Annotated in this window: 16 protein-coding genes and 1 pseudogene; 9 read left to right on the forward strand and 8 right to left on the reverse strand. The window is 58.4% G+C overall.

What is annotated here, in order from left to right:
- Window positions 1–11 precede the first annotated feature (11 nt).
- Window positions 12–1,211: an amino acid aminotransferase gene (locus tag PPGU16_RS10805; RefSeq protein ID WP_180719987.1), complete on the forward strand. Its 1,200-nt coding sequence runs from the start codon at window positions 12–14 to the stop codon at window positions 1,209–1,211.
- 104 nt (window positions 1,212–1,315) lie between these two features.
- On the opposite strand, the gene PPGU16_RS10810 is transcribed toward PPGU16_RS10805, so the two are convergent.
- Both PPGU16_RS10810 and PPGU16_RS10815 read right to left on the reverse strand, forming a co-directional pair.
- Complete coding sequence (locus PPGU16_RS10810) at window positions 1,316–2,566, reverse strand: DUF3734 domain-containing protein (RefSeq protein WP_180722605.1); 1,251 nt, start codon at window positions 2,564–2,566, stop codon at window positions 1,316–1,318.
- Between the two features lie 26 nt (window positions 2,567–2,592).
- Window positions 2,593–3,390: a 3-hydroxybutyrate dehydrogenase gene (locus tag PPGU16_RS10815; RefSeq protein WP_036004200.1), complete on the reverse strand. Its 798-nt coding sequence runs from the start codon at window positions 3,388–3,390 to the stop codon at window positions 2,593–2,595.
- A 215-nt stretch (window positions 3,391–3,605) separates the two neighbouring features.
- On the opposite strand from PPGU16_RS10815, the gene PPGU16_RS10820 reads away from it, so the two are divergent.
- Both PPGU16_RS10820 and PPGU16_RS10825 read left to right on the forward strand, forming a co-directional pair.
- Window positions 3,606–4,577, forward strand: a complete 972-nt coding sequence (locus tag PPGU16_RS10820) for a potassium channel beta subunit family protein (RefSeq protein ID WP_180719988.1) — start codon at window positions 3,606–3,608, stop codon at window positions 4,575–4,577.
- A 259-nt stretch (window positions 4,578–4,836) separates the two neighbouring features.
- Complete coding sequence (locus PPGU16_RS10825; protein WP_180719989.1) at window positions 4,837–5,682, forward strand: 23S rRNA (adenine(2030)-N(6))-methyltransferase RlmJ; 846 nt, start codon at window positions 4,837–4,839, stop codon at window positions 5,680–5,682.
- 33 nt (window positions 5,683–5,715) lie between these two features.
- Here the strand turns inward: PPGU16_RS10825 and PPGU16_RS10830 are convergent, their stop codons facing one another.
- The 4 genes from PPGU16_RS10830 to cueR form a co-directional block, all read right to left on the reverse strand.
- The gene (locus PPGU16_RS10830; RefSeq protein WP_180719990.1) at window positions 5,716–6,750 is read right to left on the reverse strand and encodes an ABC transporter substrate-binding protein; all 1,035 of its coding nucleotides are present in this window, start codon (window positions 6,748–6,750) and stop codon (window positions 5,716–5,718) included.
- Window positions 6,751–6,910: 160 nt separating this feature from the next.
- The gene (locus PPGU16_RS10835; protein WP_180719991.1) at window positions 6,911–7,261 is read right to left on the reverse strand and encodes a hypothetical protein; all 351 of its coding nucleotides are present in this window, start codon (window positions 7,259–7,261) and stop codon (window positions 6,911–6,913) included.
- Between the two features lie 202 nt (window positions 7,262–7,463).
- Window positions 7,464–7,610 (reverse strand): DUF3563 family protein, encoded by a 147-nt coding sequence (locus tag PPGU16_RS10840; protein WP_082624892.1) that lies wholly within the window; start codon window positions 7,608–7,610, stop codon window positions 7,464–7,466.
- A gap of 282 nt (window positions 7,611–7,892) precedes the next feature.
- Window positions 7,893–8,318: a Cu(I)-responsive transcriptional regulator gene (gene cueR / locus PPGU16_RS10845; RefSeq protein WP_180719992.1), complete on the reverse strand. Its 426-nt coding sequence runs from the start codon at window positions 8,316–8,318 to the stop codon at window positions 7,893–7,895.
- Between the two features lie 134 nt (window positions 8,319–8,452).
- Between cueR and PPGU16_RS10850 the strand changes: the two genes are divergently transcribed.
- Window positions 8,453–8,662, forward strand: coding sequence for a heavy-metal-associated domain-containing protein (locus PPGU16_RS10850; RefSeq protein WP_180719993.1), 210 nt, complete (start codon window positions 8,453–8,455; stop codon window positions 8,660–8,662).
- Between the two features lie 15 nt (window positions 8,663–8,677).
- Window positions 8,678–9,595: a dTDP-4-dehydrorhamnose reductase family protein gene (locus PPGU16_RS10855; protein WP_180719994.1), complete on the forward strand. Its 918-nt coding sequence runs from the start codon at window positions 8,678–8,680 to the stop codon at window positions 9,593–9,595.
- 24 nt (window positions 9,596–9,619) lie between these two features.
- On the opposite strand, the pseudogene PPGU16_RS10860 reads toward PPGU16_RS10855, so the two are convergent.
- Window positions 9,620–11,587, reverse strand: a pseudogene (locus tag PPGU16_RS10860) (error-prone DNA polymerase); the annotation flags it as partial.
- Window positions 11,588–11,876: 289 nt separating this feature from the next.
- Between PPGU16_RS10860 and PPGU16_RS10865 the strand changes: the two are divergent.
- From PPGU16_RS10865 to PPGU16_RS10880, 4 genes are all read left to right on the forward strand, one after another.
- Window positions 11,877–13,376 carry a site-specific integrase gene (locus PPGU16_RS10865; protein ID WP_180719995.1) on the forward strand — a complete coding sequence of 500 codons (1,500 nt, stop codon included), beginning with the start codon at window positions 11,877–11,879 and terminating at the stop codon, window positions 13,374–13,376.
- A 142-nt stretch (window positions 13,377–13,518) separates the two neighbouring features.
- Entirely contained in the window at window positions 13,519–17,001 is a 3,483-nt protein-coding gene (locus PPGU16_RS10870; protein ID WP_180719996.1) for a VPA1269 family protein, read from the forward strand.
- A gap of 115 nt (window positions 17,002–17,116) precedes the next feature.
- Window positions 17,117–20,773, forward strand: coding sequence for a VPA1269 family protein (locus PPGU16_RS10875; RefSeq protein ID WP_180719997.1), 3,657 nt, complete (start codon window positions 17,117–17,119; stop codon window positions 20,771–20,773).
- A complete protein-coding gene (locus PPGU16_RS10880) occupies window positions 20,757–21,476 on the forward strand; it encodes a hypothetical protein (protein WP_180719998.1) in 720 nt (239 codons plus the stop codon). The genes PPGU16_RS10875 and PPGU16_RS10880 overlap by 17 nt, the downstream gene beginning before the upstream one ends.
- A 173-nt stretch (window positions 21,477–21,649) precedes the next feature.
- Here the strand turns inward: PPGU16_RS10880 and PPGU16_RS10885 are convergent, their stop codons facing one another.
- Window positions 21,650–24,799, reverse strand: a complete 3,150-nt coding sequence (locus tag PPGU16_RS10885; RefSeq protein ID WP_180719999.1) for an error-prone DNA polymerase — start codon at window positions 24,797–24,799, stop codon at window positions 21,650–21,652.
- Window positions 24,800–24,855: the final 56 nt, after the last annotated feature.

The raw sequence follows: 24,855 nt of genomic DNA on the forward strand, positions 1-24,855 counted from the left end.
GCCGAATCATCATGTCTCTGTTCTCCGCTGTCGAACTCGCTCCCCGCGACCCGATTCTGGGCCTGAACGAAGCTTTCAACGCAGATACGCGCACCACCAAGGTCAATCTGGGCGTTGGCGTGTATACCAATGAAGAAGGCAAGATTCCTCTGCTGCGCGCTGTGCGTGAAGCAGAAAAGGCACGCATCGAAGCGGCGCTGCCGCGCGGCTATCTGCCCATCGAAGGTATCGCCGTCTATGACGCCGCCGTGCAGAAACTGCTGCTCGGCAACGATTCGCCGCTGATCGCGGCCGGCCGCGTCGTCACGGCGCAGGCGCTGGGCGGCACGGGCGCGCTGAAAATCGGCGCGGACTTCCTGAAGCGCGTCAACCCGGCATCGAAGGTCGCGATCAGCGATCCGAGCTGGGAAAACCACCGTGCGCTGTTCGAAGGCGCGGGCTTCGAAGTCGTCTCGTACCCGTACTACGACGCGAAAACGCACGGCGTGAACTTCGAAGGCATGCTGTCCGCGCTCAACAGCTACGAACCGGGCACGGTCGTCGTGCTGCACGCGTGCTGCCACAACCCGACGGGCGTCGATCTGACGGTCGACCAGTGGAAGCAGGTGGTCGAAGTCGTGAAGGCACGCGCACTCGTGCCGTTCCTCGACATCGCCTACCAGGGCTTCGGCGACGGCATCGACGCCGACGCTGCCGCAGTGCGCCTGTTCGCGCAATCGGAACTGAACGTGTTCGTGTCGTCGTCGTTCTCGAAGTCGTTCTCGCTGTACGGCGAGCGCGTCGGCGCGCTGTCGATCATCACGGGCAGCAAGGAAGAAGCGGCGCGCGTGCTGTCGCAACTCAAGCGCGTGATCCGCACGAACTACTCGAACCCGCCGACGCACGGCGGCGCCGTCGTCGCAGCCGTGCTCGGCTCGCCGGAACTGCGCGCGACGTGGGAAACGGAACTGGGCGAAATGCGCGACCGCATTCGCGCGATGCGCAATGGTCTCGTCGAGCGTCTGAAGGCTGCGGGCATCGAACGCGACTTCAGCTTCGTCAACGCGCAACGCGGCATGTTCTCGTACTCGGGCCTGACGGCTGCGCAAGTGGACCGTCTGCGCGAAGAGTTCGGCATCTACGCGGTCGGCACGGGCCGCATCTGCGTGGCCGCGCTGAACACGCGCAACCTGGACGTGGTGGCTAACGCGGTCGCTGCTGTCCTGAAGTAATCATTGCGAGCGAGACGGCGCTAAGCGTCGTCTCTCACTGCTTGCGATTGAAAAGGCGCTCGTTTCGAGCGCCTTTTTTCATGCCTTCGACGTGAAGATCGTGCTCAGCGCAAGTCGCGGTGAATGTCGTGCGTAACAAAGGCTGCGTCATTGTCGGGCATATCGAGCCAGCCCGGTTGCGCAAGCGAATTACGGATGTCTTCGAGGCCGCTTTCCCAATGCTGAAGCATCGTCGACAAGCCGAACTGATAGTCCTTGTAGTGCCCTTCGTATTCCTTGTTGCGGTAGATCAGGTGAACGATGTTGTAGCGCTTCGAGCACGATAGTTCTTCGGCAAGCTTGCACCATGGATCACTGCGATGCTCGGGCGACACGCGATCGAGCACTTCGCGCAGCACATGCCGGAAGCGCTGCGTGCGCTGCATCATGTCCGTCACGAGGCGCGTGCGGCTCGAATACTGAATGTCCTTCATGCGGCCTTGCACATCGGTGATGTTGTCCGGCACGGGACCCAGCGCGCTCCACAAGTCGACCTGAAACGCGAGCGTATCGCGGCGCGGACTGGCTTGCGCGACCTCGTACAGCGGCGTATTCGACATCAGTCCGCCGTCCCAGTAAAACTCTCCGTCGATCTCGACGGCTCCGAAGCCCGGTGGCAACGCGCCCGACGCCATGAAATGCTCGGGTTTCAGCGTCTTATGCATATTGTCGAAATAGGCGAAGTTGCCCGTATGCACATTCACAGCGCCAACCGAAACGTGCATTTCCTTCGAGTTGATCCGGTCGAAATCGCATAGCCGCTCGAGCGTCGCCTTGAGCGGCGTCGTGTCGTAATAGCTTGCGAGTTGCGGCGGAACGGAAACGGCGGGCAGTGGCGGAGGGAACCGCGGCGTGAAAAAGCCCTTCTGCCCGTCGACGAGCGCGCCGACTGCCTGCATCGCGGTGAACGCCTTACGCACCGTATCGTTCGAGTTGAAGAACGCCTGTTCGACGGAAGGCGGCATGGGCGGACCATAGGCCGGCTGGCAAATGGTCTCCCAGAACTCGCGCAGTTTCTCGACGCGATGCTCGGGTGCATTGCCCGCAATGATTGCCGTGTTCAGCGCGCCAATCGAAATACCCGCCAGCCAGTTGGGCCGGATGCCTGCCTCGTCGAGCCCCTGATACACGCCCGCCTGATACGCGCCGAGCGCGCCGCCGCCTTGCAGCATCAGCGCGACGGTCTCGTACTGAGGCAGCGCCGCGTGATGACTGGCGCGAACGCCGGACGCCGCGCCCGCCTCCCCGCTTTCTCCCGCGCCGGCACCGCCGGCGCGCGCCCGCTTCACACCTGGTCGTGAATCGCGTTGCGCCATCATCACCCTCCTCGCTTGGTGAGACGTTATTGCATGTACCAGCCGTGGCTTACGATGAACGATTGACCCGTGAGCGCGGCCGTCGGGAACGACGACAGGAACAGCACCGTCTGCGCGACGTCTTCGACCGTGGTGAAGATGCCGTCCACCGTGCCGCCCAGCATCACGCGCTTGACCACTTCTTCCTCGCTGATGCCCAGTTCCTTGGACTGCTCGGGAATCTGCTTGTCGACGAGCGGCGTGCGCACGAAACCCGGACATACGACATGCGAGCGCACGTTATGTTTCGCGCCTTCCTTCGCGAGCACGCGCGACAGGCCGAGCAGCGCATGCTTGGCCGTCACGTAGGCCGACTTCAGCGGCGACGCTTCGTGCGAATGCACCGAGCCCATGTAAATCACGATGCCGCCGCGATCGTCCTTGTACATGTGCTTGAGCGCGGCTTTGGTGGTCAGGAAGGCGCCGTCGACGTGGATGGCCTGCATCTTCTTCCAGTCCGAGAACGAGTAGTTCTCGATCGGATTAACGATCTGAATGCCGGCGTTTGAAATCAGGATATCTACCGAGCCGAGCTCGGCTGCGACCTTGTCGATGCCCTGATTGACGGCGTCTTCATTCGTGACGTCCATCGCGACGCCGAGCGCCTTGCCGCCCGCCTTGTTGATTTCTTCGGCGACGGCGTTCGCGCCGTCCTGGTTCAGGTCCGCAATCGCGACGGCCGCGCCCGCCGCCGACAGCGTCAACGCGATCTGCTTGCCGATGCCGCTCGCCGCGCCCGTGACGACGGCGACCTTGCCTTTCAGACTATCGTTAGATGACGACATCCAGAACCTCCATGCAGTTGATTGAGCAATGACAACATGGCGCGCAGGCACCGTAAAGCTGGCTGAATGGCATATGCCGTTCGGTCGATTGCTGCGCTGCGGCCGACTCCGCTATTGTGCATGAAGCAACGCGAACTACACACCCAAAGGCACGTCTTCCCGATTCGGATTAATGTGTGGGGTTCCGGCTACGACACTCACAAAAGGAGATCTGCATGAACTACCGACGTCTCGGCCGTTCCGGCCTGCAAGTCAGCGAGCTGTCCATCGGCTCATGGGTGACTTACGGCAATCAGGTGGACCGGCGCGCCGCGCGCGAATCGCTGGCGGCCGCGCGCGACGCGGGCGTGAATTTCTTCGACAACGCCGAGGTCTACGCGGGCGGCAAGTCCGAGCAGATCATGGGCGAAGCGCTGAAAGAACTGAACTGGCCGCGCGTGAGCTACATCGTCTCGACCAAGTTCTTCTGGGGGCTCAACGAAGCGCCCAACCAGTATCACACGCTCAACCGCAAATACCTGCTGAATGCGATCGATCACTCGCTCAAGCGTCTGCAACTCGATTATGTCGATCTCGTGTTCTGTCATCGTCCTGACCCAAACACGCCCGTCGAAGAAACCGTGTGGGCGATGAGCGACATGATCACGCGCGGCAAGGCACTTTACTGGGGCACGTCCGAATGGAGCGCCGATGAAATTCGCGCGGCATACGAGATCGCCGAGCGGCATCATCTGCACAAGCCCGTGATGGAGCAGCCGCAATACAACCTGTTCCATCGCAAGCGCGTCGAGCAGGAGTATCGCCGGCTTTATGAAGACATCGGTCTCGGCCTCACTACGTGGAGCCCGCTTGCTTCCGGTCTGCTTACGGGCAAGTATCGCAACGGCGTGCCGGCTGGCAGCCGCGCGGAGCTGCAAGGCTACGACTGGCTGCGCAAGGAGCTGACGGACTCCGGCAAGAACAGCGTGGTCGGCAAGCTCGGAGAAGTCGCGGACGAACTCGGCTGCACCATCGGGCAACTGGCGCTCGCGTGGATCCTGACGAATCCGAACGTCAGCACGATCATTACCGGTGCGTCGCGTGTCGAGCAGATCGCGGAAAACATGAAGGCGCAGGACGTGGCCGTGCAGATCACGCCAGAACTCAAGGAGAAGATCGAAGCGATCGTCGGCGACGCTTATCAGTGATCGTTGGGCGCGCTGCGCGGACCGCGCGAATGATGCATGCGGCCCGCCGCGGCGAATGGGCAGCGCAGCGGCAGCGCGAGGACAGCGAGGGGCGAAACGGCCCGCTCGCGTACCTCGCGTACAATACGCAGCCCCGACGTTTGACCCCTGCGGCCGCGCGGCCGGAAGCCGAGACAATGCGCTTTGCGCAGCCTTTTCATCGGCGTTCGCCCCGCACGGCAACCGCGTAATTCGCTTCTTCACTAGCGCCTTCATCACCATGCTCAGTTACCGCCACGCTTTCCACGCAGGCAATCACGCCGACGTCCTGAAACACGCTGTCGTCGTGCAGTTGCTGCGCTACCTTGGACAAAAGGACAAGGCGTACTGGTACATCGACACGCACGCGGGCGCAGGCGTCTATTCGCTGAAGGAAGGCTACGCGACCAAGACCGGCGAGTTCGAAACGGGCATTGCGAAACTGTGGGGCCGCAAGGATTTGCCGCCCATGCTCGCGGAATATGTCGATGAGGTCTCCGCGCTGAACGCCGACGGCGAATTGCGCTACTACCCGGGCTCGCCCTATCTCGCGTGGCGTCTGATGCGCGAGCAGGACCGCATGCGTCTGTTCGAATTGCACAGCACCGAGATCGACGTGCTGCGTCACAACTTCCGCGACGCGGGCCGTCGCGCGATGCTCTTCTCGGGCGACGGGTTCGACGGCATCAAACCGCTCTTGCCGCCGGCGCCGCGTCGCGCGCTCGTGCTCGTCGATCCGTCCTATGAAGACAAGCGCGACTACGGGCGCACGCTGAATTGCCTCGAAGAAAGTCTGAAGCGGTTTGCGACGGGAACGTATGCCGTCTGGTATCCGCAGGTCGCGCGACCGGAATCGCAGCGCTTTCCCGAGCAGTTGAAGCGGCTGCAGGACAGGAACTGGTTGCATGTTTCACTGACCGTCAGCAGTCCGCCCACCGACGGCTTTGGGCTCTTTGGCAGCGGCATGTTCATCCTGAATCCGCCCTACACGCTGGCGAAGATGCTGAAGGAAACCATGCCGTGGCTCGTCGAGGTGCTTGGCGAGGACAAGGCCGCGCAATTCAAGCTGGAACATCGCGGCGATTGAGCGGCCCGCGCGCAACGCGACAAGCCGCGCGACTTACTTGACCTGTTCGGCTGCCTTACGCGCGAAGTCGTTCGTATAGGTCGCCTTCAGATCGACCTTCGACGCATCGAGTCGCGTATCGAACGAAGCGAGCGCGCGCAATGCCGTCTGCGGTCCGTCGGCGGGCATTAGACCGTCGGGCGAGTAGGCTTCGCGGACGTTGTGGAAGGCATCGATGTACAGCGCCTTGTCGTTGAGCAGATAGGCTGCGGGCACCATCTTCACGATATCGTCATCGCTTGCCGTCTGAAGCCAGCGATCCGCGCGCACGATTGCATTCGCCAAAGCCTGTGTCGTCTTCGGATTCTTCTGTATGAAGCTGTCCGATGCGTAGAGCGTCGCCGCCGGCATCGTCCCGCCGAACACTTCCTGCGTGCCCTTCACGGTACGCGTGTCGACCAGCACCTTGATATCGCCCGAGCGTTGCAGCTTCGTCATCATCGGGTCGACATTCGACAGCGCGTCGACCTGCCCGTTGCTCACCGCCGAAATCACGGTCGCACCGCTGCCCACGCCGATCACCGAGATATCGCTGCGTTGTACGCCGGCCTTGCGCAGGGCAACGGTCAGCACGAGATCGGTCGATGAACCCGGCGCGCTCACACCCACTTTCGCGCCTTTGAAATCAGCCAGCGACTTCATCGTGTCGGCTTTGCTTTTCGTCACCGCCACGGCGATCTGGGGTGCGCGGCCCATCAGCACGAACTCGCGGTAGTGCTGGCCTTTCGCCGCCATGAAGATCGTGTGCTCGTACGCGCCGGCGCCGACATCCGCGCTGCCGCCCACCACCGCTTCGAGCGCCTTCGATCCGCCCGCGAAATCCTCGAGCGTCACATCGAGCCCCTCGTCCTTGAAGAAGCCCAGTCGAGAGGCTGTCAGCACGGGGAGATAGTAGAGACCCGGCAAGCCGCCGACGGCCAATGTGAGCGCCGGCTTTTCAGGCGTTTCCTTCGCGATGGCGGAGTGGTTCACAAGTGCCAGCAGCGCCGCGCAGACACTTGCGGCACGGCGAAAACAGAGGTCGCGCATTCGTTGTCTCCTGTTCTGTTCGAATTGTTCGTCTCGCTGCGTGGGACGCGTCGAATGCACGCCCGCGAGCGATGATCGCGCAGCGATTGTCGTCTGAGGATGGGGTGCGCGCCATGCGCCGAAACCCGAATAATCGAACGAGTTGCGGCGCCGGGCTGAACTACTGCGAATGCGGCATGGATCGCGGACGCGGCTGAGGCGTCGACGGATAGGGATACGGAGCCTGCGTGGCGCCCGGCACCTGAATATACGGTGCAACGATAAATGGCGGCGCCCCGTTGGGCGCGAGTTCCTCGGGCGCGGCAATCGGCTGCGCCTCGACGATGCGGCTGTGGGACAGCGGCCCCGTCGTCAGGATAGTGCCGCTCTGGCCGTCGCTGATGCCGGCTTGCGTATCGAGAACCAGCGGCGGCCGGCTCGTCGATGATGCGGCAAATGCCATCGATGCCGCCCCGAGCAGCACGACAGCCGCTGCGGATCGCAGCAGATACATCGAGTGGTCTGAAAACATGGGCGCCCCGGATGATTGTAGAAAATGCCGGTTATCGCGAAAACATCATACCTTACCGCGGCACAGGCTTTTGAGCTAGTCGCTGCCGATCAGCGTAGCGCAATCCACTGGCTCCAGATGTGACAAAGCCCCGCATGACGGGGCTTGATCTTCTACCAGGGCTCGCGGCGCATCACTGCCCGCGCGAGCCGGGGCGAACGACTTACAGCGAGTAGCCGCTGGTTTCGAGAGCGCGGATACGCTGCTCGAGCTGGACGATATCCGACGATGCTGCGAGGTAAGCCTCACGACGGCTACGTTCAGCAGTTTCAAACCAGTTGCTCAGCTTTTCGATTACAAATGCAAACATGATGAACTCCAAGGATCAGTTAAGAATCCCCGGTGAATTGGGCATCAGGGATTTCCCGTAGAAGGGTTAACCCGGATTATAGACTTCTGGTGCAACCTTGCCAGTGAATTGCACGAATGACGTGCATTCCGTTTTGGAATGGTGCATGTTAATTTCACAGTCAAACCGTTGATTTCGAGCCTATTTTTCGAGATTCATCGAAAAATCGCTCAATCGATGCACCGTTTTAGCACCATTATGGTGCGCACACGGTGATTGCTCACAACGCTGCGTCACTGTTTTTCAATGCCCGTGACAATGCGGCGCAGCCGGCGTCGAATCCACGGCGGCAAGGCTTTCGATAATCGGGCAATCAGGACGGTCGTCGCCATGGCAATGGTCGGCAAGATGCGCGAGCGTGTCGCGCATCTCGGTCAATTCGGCAATCCGGCGGTTCAGTTCGGCGACATGCTCCAGCGCAATCGATTTCACCTCCGCGCTAGCACGCGACCGGTCGTTCCACAGCGCAAGCAGCTTGCGGATATCCTCGACAAGAAATCCCAAGCGCCGCGCCTGCCGGATAAAGCGCAGCGAATGGACTTCCTGCGTTCCGTAAACCCGGTATCCAGCCTGCGTGCGCTCTTTCGCCGCGAGCAATCCGACGCTCTCGTAATAGCGGATCATTTTCGCCGTCACGCCCGACGCACGGGCCGCTTCACCAATATTCATCGCTCGTTCCCCACTCTGCTTTCACGATATGTTGCATGATTCTTGACCTTCCCACAGTGGGAAGGTCAATCATGTAGTTGCCGGTCGACAGGCATAATTCAACCATTGCAGGACTTATCAGCTAGAGGAAAAGCATGAGCATCGAATTCAAGGTAGAAGGCATGAGCTGCCAGCATTGCGTCGCGGCCGTCACGCGCGCCATCCAGGAACAGGACGCAGGCGCGCAGGTTAAGGTCGACCTGTCGGCTGGCAAGGTCGCCGTCCAGTCGGGCGCATCGGTCGACACGCTGAAGGCCGCGATCGACGAAGCCGGTTACACGGTCGTCGGCGTTGGCGGCCACTGAGCGGGGAACACGCGCATGTTCAAGGTGGCCGTTATCGGCGCATCGGGTTTGCTGGGACGCGCGATCGTCGGTGAATTGACGCGGCAACCGGACTGGCAGCTCGTGCAGACGACCTTCAGCCGTCCCGTCGGGCAAAGCGTCACGCTGGACATTCGCGATGCCGACGCCGTCGCGCGGTTCGTCGATCGCGAGCGGCCGGATGCGATCGTCATCGCGGCAGCCGAGCGGCGTCCCGACGTGTGCGAGCACGATCCCGCGCTCGCGCGTGCGCTGAACGTTGATGCCGTGCGCGCGATCGCATCGGCGACGCAGCGGCACGACGCGTGGGTGCTGTCCATTTCCACAGACTACGTGTTCGACGGCACGCAACCGCCCTATCGCTACGACGCGACGCCGTCGCCGATCAACGCCTACGGCCGCAGCAAACTGGAAGGTGAGCAGGCGCTGGCTGAATCGACGGATCTCGGCTGCGTGCTGCGCCTGCCGCTGCTGTTCGGGCCGATCGTCGACTGGCGGGAGTCGGCCGTGACGAGTCTCGTGCCCGCGATCGCCGCGTCGGCACGCACGGCTTCGTCCGAAGCGAAAGCGGCCGTGATGGACGCGTGGGCGATCCGCTATCCGACGTATACGCCCGACGTGGCTGTGGTCGTGCGTCAGTTGCTGGAATGGCACGCGCGCGATGAAGCGGTGTGCGGCACGGTGCAGTGGTCCGGCGACGAGCCGATGACGAAATACGATATCGCGCGGCATCTCGCCAGCGCGCTGCAGATCGACGCGCAACTCACGCCACAACATACGCCGACGGACGCGACGCCGCGCCCGCACAACTGTCACCTCGATTCGACGCGACTCGAAACGCTCGGCATCGGTCGGCGCACGCCGTTCGATACGGCGATTCGCGACGTGCTCGCGCAATTTCCGTGGCGCGGTTAGCGGAGCATCGCGCGCTGTAGAAAGTCAGTGGAAGTCGCGGCTCGCCGATTGCAAGCCACCCAGCAGATGCGACATATCGACGAGCCGTTGCGCCACCAGGTGCCGCACTTCCCCTTCGCATTGCCACGTGCCGTAGACGGCGAGCAGCGATGCGCCGAGCGCTTCTTTCCTTTGTCTCTCCAGCAAACTCGGCCAGATGATCACGTTGACGTTGCCCGTTTCGTCCTCGATCGTCACGAACAGCACGCCCTTGGCCGTTCCCGGCCGTTGCCGCACGGTGACGATGCCGCAGCCGCGCGCGAGCCTGCCATTGCGATAGCTGCGCAAGGCCGACGCGGGCATCAGCCGCTGTTCCAGCAATGCGGGCCGCAGCAGTTCCAGCGGATGGCGGCCGAGCGTCAGTCCCACCGAGCGGTAATCCGCTACGATGTCCTGCGCCTCCGACGGCGCGCCGAGTTCGGGCGTATCGTCCTGAACGGTGGCAACCGACAGCATGTCCTTGTCGGGCACGGCGTCCACCGAATGCCACAACGCTTCGCGCCGATTGCCCGCCAGCAACGACAACGCATTTGCATCGGCGAGCACGTGCAGGTCGTGACGGTTGAGTTGCGCACGGCGCGCGAGATCGTGAACGCTCGTGAACGGCCGCACCGCGCGCGCGTTTTCGATACGTTCGGCTGCGCCGTCTTTCATGCCGCGCAGCAGCGACAGGCCGAGACGCACAGCGGGACGCGCACTGCCCTCCACCACTTCGAGCGACGAGTCCCAGCCGCTGATCGTCACATCGACGGGCAACGCGATTACGCCATGCCGTCGCGCGTCCTGCACGAGTTGCGATGGCGAATAGAAGCCCATCGGCTGGCTGTTGAGCATCGCGGCGAGAAACGCCTCGGGCTCGTGACATTTCAGCCAGCTGCTCGCGTAGACCAATAGCGCGAAACTCGCCGCGTGGCTTTCCGGAAAACCGTATTCGCCGAAGCCCTTGATCTGCTCGAAAATTGCCTCGGCAAAACTCTGCTCGTAGCCGCGCTCACGCATGCCGTTGACGATGCGGTCATAGTATTTTTCGAGTCCGCCCTTGCGCTTCCACGCGGCCATCGCGCGACGCAACTGATCCGCCTCGCCAGGTGTGAAGCCCGCCGCGAGAATTGCGACCTGCATCACCTGCTCCTGGAAGATCGGCACGCCGAGTGTGCGTTCGAGCGCGACTTTCAGTTGCTCGCTCGGATAGCTGACGGGTTCGAGCTTTTGCCGACGCCGCAAATACGGATGCACCGCTCCGCCCTGAATCGGCCCCGGCCGCACGATCGCCACTTCGATCACCAGGTCGTAGAACGTCTGTGGCCGCAGACGCGGCAGCATGCTCATCTGCGCGCGCGATTCGATCTGGAACACGCCGACGGTATCGGCGCTCGAGATCATGTCGTAGGTCGCCTTGTCTTCGGGCGGAATGTGTTGCATCTCGAAGCGCTCGCCAACGCGGTCCGAGACCAAATCCAGCGTGCGCCGGATCGCCGACAGCATGCCGAGCGCGAGCACATCGACCTTCAGCAAGCCGAGCGATTCGAGATCGTCCTTGTCCCACTCGATCACCGAGCGGTCGGCCATCGCCGCGTTCTCGACGGGCACGAGCCGTGTGAGCTTGCCGCGGCTGATCACGAAGCCGCCCGAATGCTGCGACAGATGACGGGGGAAATTGAGCAGTTGCGACGCGAGCCGCGCCCACGCCTGAATCAACGGCTTCTCAGGATCGAGACCGGACTCTTCGAAGCGCTTGAGCAGATCGTGACTCGTATCGAACCACTGATGCGACTTCGCGACGGTATCGACGATCTGCGGATCGATGCCGAGCGCTTTGCCCGTTTCGCGCAACGCGCCGCGCGGCCGGTACGTCGACACGGCCGCCGCGATCGCCGCGCGGTCGCGTCCGTACTTGCGATAGATGTACTGGATCACTTCCTCCCGACGCTGGTGCTCGAAATCAACGTCGATATAGTACCTGGTGCTGGTCTACCGATTAGCACGTTTTTGATTTTTAATCTCAATTGGGCAAGCCCGCAACGCGGGCGCGTCAGGCGTTCAAGTGTGGGCAACTTCGGAACCGGCCGCAGGCCGGCTGTACACAGGCTTGTCCTGTGTGCAGCGAAGTTGTCCACACGGGGTGCCCCACTTTTCCGAATTTATTGAATTTCAAATTCGATCTATTTTTTTTATCGAAAACTTGCTTGAAAGAAACCGGCGAAATCCTACCCTTTACCGATACTCCCGTTAGGAGGCGGCGATGCATCAGCGGCACTATTGGTCGATCAAATACATTCGAACCAAGGAGTTTCCGCACCACCGCTTCCCGCTCGTCTTGCTTCAAGGGGAAGTCGGATACGTAATTAATCAATGGATTTGCTACCTCATTGATACGGGTGTACGTCAGTCCCTCTTCGAGGAACGTCGCCGCGCAGTGCTCCATCTGTATGATTTTTGCCTCGCGAAGTATGGGACCCGTGAATTGACCAAAAGCGAGGCGGAGGCGCTCGTCGGAGATTTCCTTTCTGTAAAAAAGAGTGGCAGCGATCTTCACAACGGGAAGCACGCGCTGGGGCTTTACTGGAAACCGGTCCAGAAACGCACGTTAGCTCGGTATGCAGCGGCACTTGAGAGCTTCGATACGTGGCAAGTCGCTTTTCATGATGGCCCACGCCTAAACCCGATTGAATCGCGTATTTTGACCGCGTGGGAGATCTATGCGGACTTTCGAAGGCGCGAGAATTGGGATGTGATGTTGCACCTGTTCCCCGCTCGAACTCATACGAGGGCAGTGCCAAAACATAAAGTTCCTGAATATCATGCGCGGTTCTCAAGGCCAAAGGTCACTCTTCCACGAAGTTTCCCCCTCGATGCGTATGTCGACCTTGTTGAATCGTGCAGCAATCCGCGCGACAAGATGCTTTATCTTCAGCTATTCGGACTTGCCCTGCGCGAATCAGAGCCACTCCACCTTTTCGTTGAAGATGTTTTTGGAGTCACCGCACACGGAGAGGCACAAATCCGGCTCGACGATCCCGAATCAGGTCTTTGGCAATGGCGTGACGACCAAGGGCATCGAAAAACGTCCTCACGTACGGAGTATCTCAAGGCATGCTGGATCAATCCGGAGTTCAGAAAATCTCACCCTGATTTGTATCGATTGCTGCCGAGAACGCTATATGGCAGGCGGGGCGGAATGCACGTCGGATTCAAGGGCATGACATTTCATTTAAGCAACGATGGTAATCCGGCCATTGTCGGACATGAGGCGGTTTGGATCGACCCTCGCATTGGCGTTTATTTCACATCGTGCTTCAGGGAATACATGCGCGAATATTTTTACGGCAAGCCTCATCGATGGCCGTTCCATCCATGGCTCTACATTCAACTTGATGCAGAGTCATTCGGAATGCCCATGACGATTCCCGCATTAAAGAAGGTATGGGCGCGAAGTATGCGTCGCCTCGGTCTTGAGCATCTCGATGTCGGCCCACATTCTTTACGTCATCTCGGCGGATACTACTGTGCAAATGTACTGAAACTGCCCCTTGAAACCACCAAATCGCTGTTGCGGCATTCGGCGATTGACAGTACACAAACTTACTATCACATCTCAAATCAAACCGTTAGATCGGAAATTATAAAAGCAGCCGCCGCTCGCAATTCAAATTCGCACCTGAGCGATTTATTGACCCTTGCCGAAAGCCCGAAATTGGTGCTTCCTGATCATTGGTGCCCCGCCGCCCCACTGTCACGGTGATCCGATGTCAAACCCTACGAAATTCCTCATTAGTGCGACAGCCACGCGCGATCAGTCAGGCTTGCGAGAGGCCATAGGGTACTGGTCTGGACGGCGAGTATTGTTCAATCCAACCCGCCAGATTGTGGTCCTTGAGAATTCCTTGAATACTCAGACGCTAGTTTTGAGTGCTCGTGAGGCGTTTTTGGCGGGGGCTCGCGCCTCAATCTCCGAACTGCTCGACATTCGCATGCGAGCCTCCGGAGGAGACTTGCGGGCGATGTTTCAGTCAAATACCTTCCAAAAGAGCTTTAGTTGTTGGCGCATATCCGCATTTAAACGCGCCGAGTGTCGCATGCACAGGCGGGTTTCATGGACTGCAATTGCGAACTGGATCGAAAGTCTCTTCCCTGATCGCCCTGACAGTCAACGCGACTTCTTGATCGACACGTTGACATGTGCCGCACTCGACGGCGAAATCACTGCCGAGGCAAGTCACCGTGCCGCGTCGTGGTTGCTCTTAAATCTACCGGAATTCACGAAATTCCTTGATTCGCTCAGCACGGAGAGCATTGAAGTCGCACTCAGCGTGCTGGGGTCGGTACGGCACTTTACTTGCGACACGACAGCACGCGCTTTCGACCTAAAAAGGGTACGTGAACACAATGCGGCCGCGATCGCTTGTATGCGCAGCCAAGGTCTCCCCTGCGCAGATATGCGTGACGTTTCTGATGCGAAGGACGCCCGCACGATAGCTCGCGCTGCGGCGCTGCTCTTGGGACAGTTGGCGTATCAGAAGCTAATTTTGCTTCCCGCGTCAGAACCTCTGCCCGTCGATGTATGTGTCTGTGTCGCGCAATGCGAAACCGATCGCGGTGCATTGATTGGATCTGAGAGAAAGGAGAATCTACCCGAGATTTTAAAGCCGTTGGTCTCATCATCGACAGCGCGACATGTTGAGGACCTCCCTTCGGATATCAAACCGTGGTTGGTGGGTTTACCGCATCGGATGCCCACAACAGACTTGAAGCCGCTGATTCAGGACTTCCAAAGGACCATGCCAAGTCTTCGGAAGTGGCCCATCGGAAAACTTGACGGCAGTCGTTGTATAGGTGGTAGATCTGTTAAGTCAAAGTGGACGCCAATGGCAATCGCTGCAACATTTGGTTCAGAATGGGGATCGTTTGCCGAACTTTATTACGCATCTAGTGACTCTGGCGCAAAGTTTCTGAAGAAAGCGGTTAGCCACATCCTTCAATGGGCGAGCATGCGCGGCTTCTGTAGGCCGTCCGACATTGCGGCCAATGATCTCATTAACCCATGCGCGCAGGAACGACAGGAAACATTTCAGGAATATTTCACCGATCTCATCCGGACAGGCAAGCTTAAAGAAGGTACAGCGTCCCAGAACTGGCTGAACGCATCACACGCGTTCAGCCTTGTAACGAACACCCTAAAAATACGTCCGGATTGCCCATTGAATCTCTCGCACAATCCGTTTTCGCTACTCGACAATCCATTTCGAAGCGGGCACTTGGGCAAGACTCCTCGCAAGCGCCTTCCGAGCTCCATTCATGAGGCCATGATTGAGGTGCTGCTGGAACCCGATGAAAACGGAATCCCGACTTACAGATGGGCGAGAACCGTCTGCAATGATTGGGTTAGTAAGACTTCAGACGCTGGCGAAACGACACAGAGAGTATGGTGCCCATCCCGTTGTGCAATGCTCGCACTGCTATTGATTTTGCCGCTCCGCCTGAAACAGGCTCGCTGGCTCGACCGAGGATTGCTGGACGTCTGTATCTGGGACGTCGATACCTCCGGTTACATTGAAAACCAACATCCATTATGCGGATATCGTTATGCAGATGGCTCGACGCATCTGCAGCGCTATGGGCGACCCAGCGGCGTGCTCCAACCGATTTCCGACTCGATTTTAGACATCGTGGAACTGGGAATATACATCAACACGAACAAGACACAGATGTGGGATCCTGCGAGCCGCCGCGGCTATGAAATTCCGTGGCCTCATATCAACACTGATCAGGTAAATGAGGTTACAGAGGACACTGTGGAGTGGCTGAATCGTCCTTATATGGTTATCGCCCAGCAGATCAAATGGATGAATCTCTACTGTCCCGATCCGATTCCTATCAGCTTTGCGGATTCGAGCATGGACAGCGAAACAGTCTCTGAAAAACACGTTGACTTACTTCCTGCATTTACACCCCTGTTTCTTGACCTCTCCAGAGAGTACTACCGGGACGATGAATCTCACATCAGCTATAACCTTCCGGTAAGTCCCGAGAAAATTTATAGGCTTTTCAACGCCCTCTCACTGGAAACGGAGCGACGTCTGGTCGCTGAAGGACATAAACTCACATTGACGAAAGTTTCCGAGAACCCGAATGGGTATCAGGGCCGTGTAAGTCTCTATGCGATACATGGACTGCGAGTGGCAGGAATTTCAAGACTGATTGAGATGGGAATTCCAGTCTACATTGTCCAAGAGTTCATTGCAGGTCACCAAACACTGACGTCCACGTTGTACTACAACAGAGTTGAACCGGGTACATTGAAGGTAAAACTTGTTGAGTTTTTTCGACGGACGGGCATTGTTGATCACTGGCACGCGTTTCGCGAATCTATGGCGCAGTGTAATCCGGTTTGGGTATCGAACAGGCATCAGGCGTCGTACCGTGACGCTGATCTCCTAGACGACTTCTTCGGATGGGTGACCGTACCCGGCGGTATATGCCCTTTGGGTGGCACCGGCTGCGATGTCGGCATGCTCGCTGAGGAGGACAGCGCTGAAAAGAAATCCATCTCATTTTCCCCCGTTGACGGCGGATGCGGGAACTGCCGGTTCTTCAGTACCGGCCCGGCATTTGTCATCCAGCAATCTCAGGCGATGAACGAAATTATGCTCGAACTGCGCGGTCATGGCAGAAGCCGGAAGGCCTTGTACGAGCGGCTTTCTGAACTTGCGTGGACGGATCTGCCGGATCTCGATGCCGGACAGCGCCAGAAATTGACCTTGGATCGCCAACTTCTCAAGGAGCAGATCGCAAGTATCGATCTGCGATGCGAGCCACTGATACTTGAATGGGTTAATCGCTATCGCATGTTCGAGGAGTCACTCACGCGACTCGATGAATGGCGTCAGATAACCGACCGCTCGCAGAACCCGAAGGACGGCAAGTTTCTACTCATCGCCGGTAGCGACCGCGCTGACATTCTGGACGAAGTTGAAGTCAGGCTTGAGCGCTCAGGCGATTTCGCGCTCGTCCGGAACATCCTGGAAGCTGCAGTAATTCAGGGTGGCCTTGAGAAAGCATCGAATCTATCGAAGGAAACTTGCTCACAGTTCATGGATCAAATCCTGCGCGTAGAGGACTGCCGCCATTTGCTGATGGACATCCGAGACGATGCGCTGCGTCACGAGGCCGCCTACCTGATGGCTTGCATGGCCGAACACCTGGTAGGAAACAACAAAGTGCAGGAAGCGCTCGATAATAAGGCCCCGTTGCCCCTCACCCTTCCACAGCACGAAGACTTCCGCCGCTGGATAGCCGCTGTTGTCGACGAAGCGATGAAGGGAAAAAACCGCACAGCTCTTCACGACCACAACGAGAGCTTCGCATAAGTCCTTGATGACGCATCAGTGGTCCCAGTTAGTCACTCCCACACTTCCTGTTGACGTGCGCGTGTGGCGGCAAAATCCAGAGGCGAATGTTTGTCGACCGTAAAGGACCATCTGTATGTCGTCGCAAGAGCTTACCACCATAGCAAATGTCACCTTTGATCGATCCGCGCTACGGAGTTCGGTGGGTTATTGGTCCGGTCAGGCAATATTGTTTAATCCCACCGAGCAAATCGTGGTTCTTGACACACTTCTTGACGGATCGTCCCTGGTCCGTATCGCAAAGGATACCTATCGAGCCAATGCGCATGAAGCAGTCAAGGATAGGATGGGTGACATCATAAAATCGATTGGCGGCGATTTTCAGAAAGCGGTGCAAGAGTCAAAAACGTTTTCTACGACATTTCTGAGTTCACATCTTCGATCATTCGAGCGCCGAGGACTTTCGGAGAAGAGGTGGCGGGTTTCGTGGCCCGATATTGCAAGGGATCTAGAATTTACTTACCCGGACGATCAAGATTCGCAACGCCGATTTCTTATCGACGAGATAACCCGAGACTTGCTTGATGGCTTACCAGTCGTAACAGCGTTATCGAAATGGGGCACATCTTGGATAAATCTAGGATCACCGAGTTTCGTCGCGATTCTTGATAGATTTTTGAGCAAACGGATAGAAGAGGTGGTAGGCGATTTGTCAATCCTGCGGTCGTTTAGCTGGCGTTGCAGGGACCAGAAGCATAGTCTAGAACTGGCTCGAGAATTCAACCCTGCCGCTTTGTCGTGCCTTCGCAAGTATGGCCTTCCATTTTCGGAATTGCGCAGTCCAACTGACGCTATGGATGCTCAAGTGATCGCTCGAGCGGCTGAGCTTTTGCTGACTTGTCTCGCCTATCAAAAGTCGATTTTGCTGCCTATGTCAGCGCCCGCATCTTTCGAGACGTGCATTCTGACTGCTGGCAGAGACCTTGGGTTCGGCCTATTGGACGAGCCAGACCGTATTGCACATCCCGATCGTCCCCTCCTTAGAGCGTTGCTTTCAACGTCAACAGCAAGAGGTGTGGCGGATCTGCCTACGGATGTCAAGAATTGGTTGACGAACCTTCCGGCAAGCAACCGTACTACAGGTTTGTTCAAGTCGATTATCGAACGCTTTCAGCAGGGCAAGTCGGATCTGCCGTTGTGGCCTCTGGCTAAATTGCATGGAACGCGAGCCAAGGTTTCGGATCGTCTGAACAACCCTGTACGCCCTCTCTCTATTTACAGCATGCACGGTCCCGCATGGGGATGCTTTCTTGAACTTTTGGATGCTTCCGGCAAAGACATGCAAAGAGTTCAAGCGCACATGCGATGCTTCCTACCCTGGGCGGCATCTCGAGGCTTCACCAGCCCCCGTGCGATTTCCGTTTTCGATCTTATCGACCCGTCCAACCCCCAGCGAAAGGATACGTTCAGGGAGTATCTTTTTGAACTCGTACGGAGTGACCAGATCAACGAACAGACGGCGCGGAACTACTGGTATGGTGCATCGTATGCCTTCCGCCTTGTCTATAACGCACTGACTATTAGACCAGATGGAAGACTGAACTTGCCTGACAATCCGTTTGCGTTATTGGAGAATCCATTTGCAAAACGCCGCCCGACGAAGAGCACCAAGCGCCGTTTGCCAAGCTCCATTCACGACGTGATGATAGAGATTTTGCTGGAACCTGATGAGAACGGCGAGCCCACTTATAGATGGGCGAGAACCGTTTGCAATGATTGGATCAGCACAACTTCAGCCGATAACGAGTCGACACACAGAGTGTGGTGCCCATCCCGATGCGCGCTTCTCGCGTTACTCATGATCCTACCGGTTCGCACGAAACAGGCTCGCTGGCTCGACCGAGGCTTGATGGATGCCTGCATCTGGGACGTCGACGCCGCAGCCTACGTTGAGAACCACCACCCCTTGCGGGGATATCTTTACCCCGACGGATCAACGCATATCGAGCGTTACGGGCGCGCCAGTGGGGTACTCCAACAAGTTTCCGACTCGATTCTTGACGGAGTCCAACTGGGCATATTCGTCAACACAAATAAGACACAGATGTGGGATCCCGCTAACCGCCGAGGCTATGAAATACCGTGGCCTTACATCGACCCGGGTCAGGAAACAGACATCACACCGGACGCAGTGGCGTGGTTGAATCGACCATATACGATTATCGCCCAGCAGATCAAATGGATGGACCGGTATTGCCCCAGTCCTGTGCCCGTCAGCTTCGCGGACTCTCCCGATGATAAGAAATCAGTTCAAGTTGAATATCTAGACTTGCTTCCTGCAATTGCGCCCTTGTTCGCTGATCTGACTCAGGTGAATTATCGCGATGACGGAGTTCACACGCCTTACCACCTTCCCGTTGCACGATGGAAAATCGCGAATCTGCTTAATGCCCTATGCGTCGAAACAGAACGACGACTGGCCGCGGAGGGACGTAAGGTCTTCTTAACCAAGGTGGGCAAAGGTGGTGATGCGTATCGCGGGCGGGCCAGCCTTTATGAACTACACGGACTGCGCGTCGCAGGTATCTCGAGACTGGTTGAAATGGGGATTCCGGTGAACGTTATTCAGGAGTTCGTCGCGGGTCATTCTACAGCCGTCATGACCTCGTATTACGATAAAGGCGAACTGGGCCTGTTCAAGGCGAAGCTTCTTGAGTCGTTCAGACAAGCCGGTATCGTCAATGATTGGTCGGCAATCCGCGAGCCAATGTCGCGACATAAATCAATTTGGGTATTTAACCGACATCAGGCTGCTTACCGCGACACCGACCTCCTCGACCAAATCGCGAGTTGGATAACTGTGCCTGGCGGCATCTGCCCTCTGGGTGGTACGGCCTGCGATGTTGGCATGGCACCGCTCGAGGAAAATCCAGACAAGGTTTCCCCTGGCTACACTCGCGTAAAGGGCGGATGCGGGAACTGCCGGTTCTTCAGTACCGGCCCGGCATTTGTCATCCAGCAATCTCAGGCGATGAACGAAATTATGCTCGAACTGCGCGGTCATGGCAGAAGCCGGAAGGCCTTGTACGAGCGGCTTTCTGAACTTGCGTGGACGGATCTGCCGGATCTCGATGCCGGACAGCGCCAGAAATTGACCTTGGATCGCCAACTTCTCAAGGAGCAGATCGCAAGTATCGATCTGCGATGCGAGCCACTGATACTTGAATGGGTTAATCGCTATCGCATGTTCGAGGAGTCACTCACGCGACTCGATGAATGGCGTCAGATAACCGACCGCTCGCAGAACCCGAAGGACGGCAAGTTTCTACTCATCGCCGGTAGCGACCGCGCTGACATTCTGGACGAAGTTGAAGTCAGGCTTGAGCGCTCAGGCGATTTCGCGCTCGTCCGGAACATCCTGGAAGCTGCAGTAATTCAGGGTGGCCTTGAGAAAGCATCGAATCTATCGAAGGAAACTTGCTCACAGTTCATGGATCAAATCCTGCGCGTAGAGGACTGCCGCCATTTGCTGATGGACATCCGAGACGATGCGCTGCGTCACGAGGCCGCCTACCTGATGGCTTGCATGGCCGAACACCTGGTAGGAAACAACAAAGTGCAGGAAGCGCTCGATAATAAGGCCCCGTTGCCCCTCACCCTTCCACAGCACGAAGACTTCCGCCGCTGGATAGCCGCTGTTGTCGACGAAGCGATGAAGGGAAAAAACCGCACAGCTCTTCACGACCAAAACGAAAGCCTTGTAAAGGTCCTTGACGATGAATGTTCTCAATGAATCTGCGGAAGAAATATTCCAGCAATTGATGGAAGAAGTCGGTCCGAAAGCAAAGCCGAACCTTAAGAAAATCAAGGAAGCTTGTGATCTGATCGAAAAGTGTCGTGGCGTGATGAACTACAGTCGGGTTGCCGCTGTAGCGACCGAGCATTTTGGTGGGCCTAAGGAGCAAACGATTCAGAACAATGCTCAGCATAAAACATACATTAGTGCGCGAATCCGTGAGTATCAGACACGTATGCGCACACGAGCACAATCTACCAAATTCCCTGAGGTTACGGGGAGGGACCGGTCCCCATATCCTGCCGAAGGCCTGGATGCCAAAACCAGATTGTGCATTGATTCCTTGCTACAGGATAACCATCGACTAGATACAGAAAACAAAAGGTTGGCGCAACTTCTCGAACAAACGACAGTACACCGTCCCATTTCACTATCCGAAGCTTTCGAACGCGGTCCGACTTCCACGCTCGGCCTCGACATAGCATTGGACTCCACTGGACCAGAAGTACCTGATTCGTTGGTGGAGGCGTTACTTATACTTCTTTCCGGCGAGATTGTGCATTTTGAAGTGCAGCGTCGCGAGCAAGTGATGCGCCTCATTTATGAGCGTGATGGAATCGTACATACGCTGCTTTCACCTGCGCAATGGAAGGAGTCCACAGACTGGCTGGAGTGGGTGCAGGGCGCTGAAAAGACGTAGCCGAATCAACATGCCAACCAGTCACTGCGCCAGCAGGCTGCTGGATTTCTCCTACGGTCAGCCAATTCGATCCGCTTTTGTGTTCGGCAATTTGCGGGTTTGGAAGACCGGCATCCTGCCTGTCTGGAAAATATCTGACGCTTTAAGCCATCGCACGTAGAGCGGATGGATGATTAGTGAAAGTCCCGGCTCGTCGATTGCAGCCCGCCCAGCAGATGCGACATATCGACAAGCCGTTGCGCCACCAGATGCCGCACTTCCCCTTCGCATTGCCACGTGCCGTACACGGCGAGCAGCGATGCGCCGAGCGCTTCCCGCCTCTGCTTCTCCAGCAAGCTCGGCCAGATGATCACGTTGACGTTGCCCGTCTCGTCCTCGATCGTCACGAACAGCACGCCTTTCGCGGTGCCCGGCCGCTGCCGCACAGTGACGATCCCGCAGCCACGCGCGAGCCGCCCGTTGCGATAGTTGCGCAACGTCGACGCGGGCATCAGACGCTGTTCGAGCAATGCCGGGCGCAACAACTCCAGCGGATGCCGGCCGAGCGTCAGTCCCACCGAACGGTAATCGGCGACGATATCCTGCGCCTCCGACGGCGCGCCGAGTTCGGGCGTGTCGTCCTGAACGGCGGCCACCGACAACATGTCCTTGTCGGGTACGGCGGCCACCGAATGCCACAGCGCTTCACGCCGGTTACCCGCCAGCGACGACAACGCATTGGCATCGGCGAGCACGTGCAGATCGCGCCGGTTGAGCTGCGCGCGGCGCGCGAGATCGTGAACGCTCGTAAACTGCCGCACCGCGCGGGCATTTTCGATCCGTTCAGCCGCGCCGTCCTTCATGCCGCGTAACAACGACAGACCGAGGCGCACGGCGGGACGCACGTTGCCGTCCACCGTTTCGAGCGACGAATCCCAGCCGCTGATGGTCACATCGACAGCCAGCACGATCACGCCATGACGCCGCGCGTCCTGCACGAGTTGCGACGGCGAATAGAAACCCATCGGCTGGCTGTTGAGCATCGCGGCGAGAAAGGCCTCGGGCTCGTGGCATTTGAGCCAGCTGCTCGCGTAGACGAGCAGTGCGAAACTCGCCGCATGGCTCTCCGGGAAGCCGTATTCGCCAAAGCCCTTGATCTGCTCGAAGATGCCCTCGGCAAAACTCTGTTCATAGCCGCGCTCCTGCATGCCGTTGACGATACGGTCGTAGTATTTTTCGAGTCCGCCTTTGCGCTTCCACGCGGCCATCGCACGACGCAACTGATCCGCTTCGCCGGGTGTGAAACCTGCCGCGAGAATCGCGACCTGCATCACCTGCTCCTGGAAGATTGGCACGCCGAGCGTGCGACCCAAAGCAGTCTTCAATGCATCACTGGGATAGGTGACCGGCTCAAAGCCCTGCCGTCGACGCAGGTAAGGATGCACTGCCCCGCCCTGAATCGGCCCCGGCCGCACGATCGCCACTTCAATGACAAGATCGTAGAAGATTTTTGGTCGCATACGCGGCAGCATGCTCATCTGCGCGCGGGACTCGATCTGGAACACGCCGACGGTATCGGCGTTCGAGATCATGTCGTAGGTCGCTTTGTCTTCGGCGGGGATGTCCTGCATCTCGAAGCGCTCGCCGCGCTGCTCCGCGACGAGATCCAGCGTGCGGCGGATTGCCGACAGCATGCCGAGTGCGAGCACATCGACCTTCAGCAAGCCGAGCGATTCGAGGTCGTCCTTGTCCCATTCGATCACCGAACGATCGGCCATCGCCGCGTTCTCGACGGGTACGAGCCGTGTGAGTTTGCCGCGGCTGATCACGAAACCGCCCGAGTGCTGCGACAGATGACGCGGAAAGTTGAGCAGTTGCGCCGCGAGCCGCGCCCACGCCTGAATCATCGGTTTCTCGGGATCGAGGCCGGACTCTTCGAAGCGCTTGAGCAGATCGTGACTCGTATCGAACCAGTGATGCGACTTCGCAACGGTATCGACGATCTGCGGATCAATGCCGAGCGCCTTGCCCGTTTCGCGTAACGCACCGCGCGGCCGATACGTCGAGACGGCTGCCGCGATAGCCGCGCGGTCGCGTCCGTACTTGCGGTAGATGTACTGGATGACTTCCTCCCGGCGCTGGTGCTCGAAATCAACGTCTATATCGGGCGGTTCTCCCCGTTCTTTTGAGATAAAGCGTTCGAACAGCATACTGCCACGCGCAGGATCAACCTCCGTGATTCCCAAACAAAAGCAGACAGCCGAATTGGCCGCGGATCCGCGGCCTTGACATAGGATGTGCTGACTGCGCGCATAACGCACGATGTCGTAGACCGTCAGGAAATAAGGCTCATAGCCGAGGTCCGCGATCAGCGCGAGTTCATGCTCGATCTGCTCCTGCACGTTGAACGGAATGCCCGAGGGAAAGCGGTACTGCGCGCCGATGTACGTTTCCTGGCGCAGATACGCAGTCGGCGTGTAGCCTTCCGGCACGAGTTCGTCGGGATATTCATAGCGCAGTTCATCGAGCGAAAACGCGCAGCGCGACAGTACGCTGATCGTTTCGCGCACCGTGTGTTCGGGATAGAGATTCGAGATCCGCAAACGCGAGCGCAAATGCTGTTCGGCGTTCGGCGCAAGTTCGTAGCCGCATTCGTGCACGGGTTTGCCGACGCGGATCGCCGTCATCGTGTCCTGCAATGGCTTGCGCGAACGCACATGCATCACGACGTGACCTAACGCGACGACAGGCACATTCTGCTTCTCCGCGACATACTCGAGCGCGCCGCGATGAATGTCGTCCATCGCACGCTGATGCAGTACGAGGCCAGCCCACGCGCGATCAGGAAAAGTCTCGTCGAGCCATGCGATCTGCGCGTCGAGCACGTCCTCATTCGCCGGAAAATCCGGCACGAGAATCGCGAGACAATCGGGCATGCCGCGCAGATGCGCGTGCTCGCGGTCGGGCCGCGACAGATCGTGCGGTGTGAGGCGATATTCGCCCTTCGGCGCACGCGTGCGTGCGAGCGTAATCAGTTCGGACAGGTTGCCGTAGCCCTCGCGATTCTGCGCAAGCAGAATCAGGCCGAACGCGGGCGTGCCATCGGCATTTCGCAGCCGGAAGTACGAGCCGATCACGAGCGGCAAACCCACTTCCTTTGCCGCGACGTGCGCGCGCACGACGCCCGCGAGCGAGCATTCATCGGTGATCGCGAGCCCTGAATAGCCGAGCTGGAAAGCGCGGCCGGCGAGTTCTTCCGCATGCGACGCGCCATGCAGAAACGTGAAGTTCGAGAAGCAGAACAGCTCGGCGTAGGCCGGCAAGGCGTTGAACGTCGTATCCATCGCGCGTTACCCCGATAGACCGTACAGAAACGGGGGCGATCTCTTGCTCGCGCGAT

It is taken from the genome of Paraburkholderia largidicola, assembly GCF_013426895.1.
In the GTDB taxonomy this organism is placed as follows: domain Bacteria; phylum Pseudomonadota; class Gammaproteobacteria; order Burkholderiales; family Burkholderiaceae; genus Paraburkholderia; species Paraburkholderia largidicola.

What these genes read in the sequence shown, in the direction of transcription:
- PPGU16_RS10805 (WP_180719987.1), top strand. Translation starts at nt 12, where the DNA reads ATGTCTCTGTTCTCCGCTGTCGAACTCGCTCCCCGCGACCCGATTCTG.
- PPGU16_RS10810 (WP_180722605.1), bottom strand. Translation starts at nt 2,566, where the DNA reads ATGGCGCAACGCGATTCACGACCAGGTGTGAAGCGGGCGCGCGCCGGC.
- PPGU16_RS10815 (WP_036004200.1), bottom strand. Translation starts at nt 3,390, where the DNA reads ATGTCGTCATCTAACGATAGTCTGAAAGGCAAGGTCGCCGTCGTCACG.
- PPGU16_RS10820 (WP_180719988.1), top strand. Translation starts at nt 3,606, where the DNA reads ATGAACTACCGACGTCTCGGCCGTTCCGGCCTGCAAGTCAGCGAGCTG.
- PPGU16_RS10825 (WP_180719989.1), top strand. Translation starts at nt 4,837, where the DNA reads ATGCTCAGTTACCGCCACGCTTTCCACGCAGGCAATCACGCCGACGTC.
- PPGU16_RS10830 (WP_180719990.1), bottom strand. Translation starts at nt 6,750, where the DNA reads ATGCGCGACCTCTGTTTTCGCCGTGCCGCAAGTGTCTGCGCGGCGCTG.
- PPGU16_RS10835 (WP_180719991.1), bottom strand. Translation starts at nt 7,261, where the DNA reads ATGTTTTCAGACCACTCGATGTATCTGCTGCGATCCGCAGCGGCTGTC.
- PPGU16_RS10840 (WP_082624892.1), bottom strand. Translation starts at nt 7,610, where the DNA reads ATGTTTGCATTTGTAATCGAAAAGCTGAGCAACTGGTTTGAAACTGCT.
- cueR (WP_180719992.1), bottom strand. Translation starts at nt 8,318, where the DNA reads ATGAATATTGGTGAAGCGGCCCGTGCGTCGGGCGTGACGGCGAAAATG.
- PPGU16_RS10850 (WP_180719993.1), top strand. Translation starts at nt 8,453, where the DNA reads ATGAGCATCGAATTCAAGGTAGAAGGCATGAGCTGCCAGCATTGCGTC.
- PPGU16_RS10855 (WP_180719994.1), top strand. Translation starts at nt 8,678, where the DNA reads ATGTTCAAGGTGGCCGTTATCGGCGCATCGGGTTTGCTGGGACGCGCG.
- PPGU16_RS10865 (WP_180719995.1), top strand. Translation starts at nt 11,877, where the DNA reads ATGCATCAGCGGCACTATTGGTCGATCAAATACATTCGAACCAAGGAG.
- PPGU16_RS10875 (WP_180719997.1), top strand. Translation starts at nt 17,117, where the DNA reads ATGTCGTCGCAAGAGCTTACCACCATAGCAAATGTCACCTTTGATCGA.
- PPGU16_RS10880 (WP_180719998.1), top strand. Translation starts at nt 20,757, where the DNA reads ATGAATGTTCTCAATGAATCTGCGGAAGAAATATTCCAGCAATTGATG.
- PPGU16_RS10885 (WP_180719999.1), bottom strand. Translation starts at nt 24,799, where the DNA reads ATGGATACGACGTTCAACGCCTTGCCGGCCTACGCCGAGCTGTTCTGC.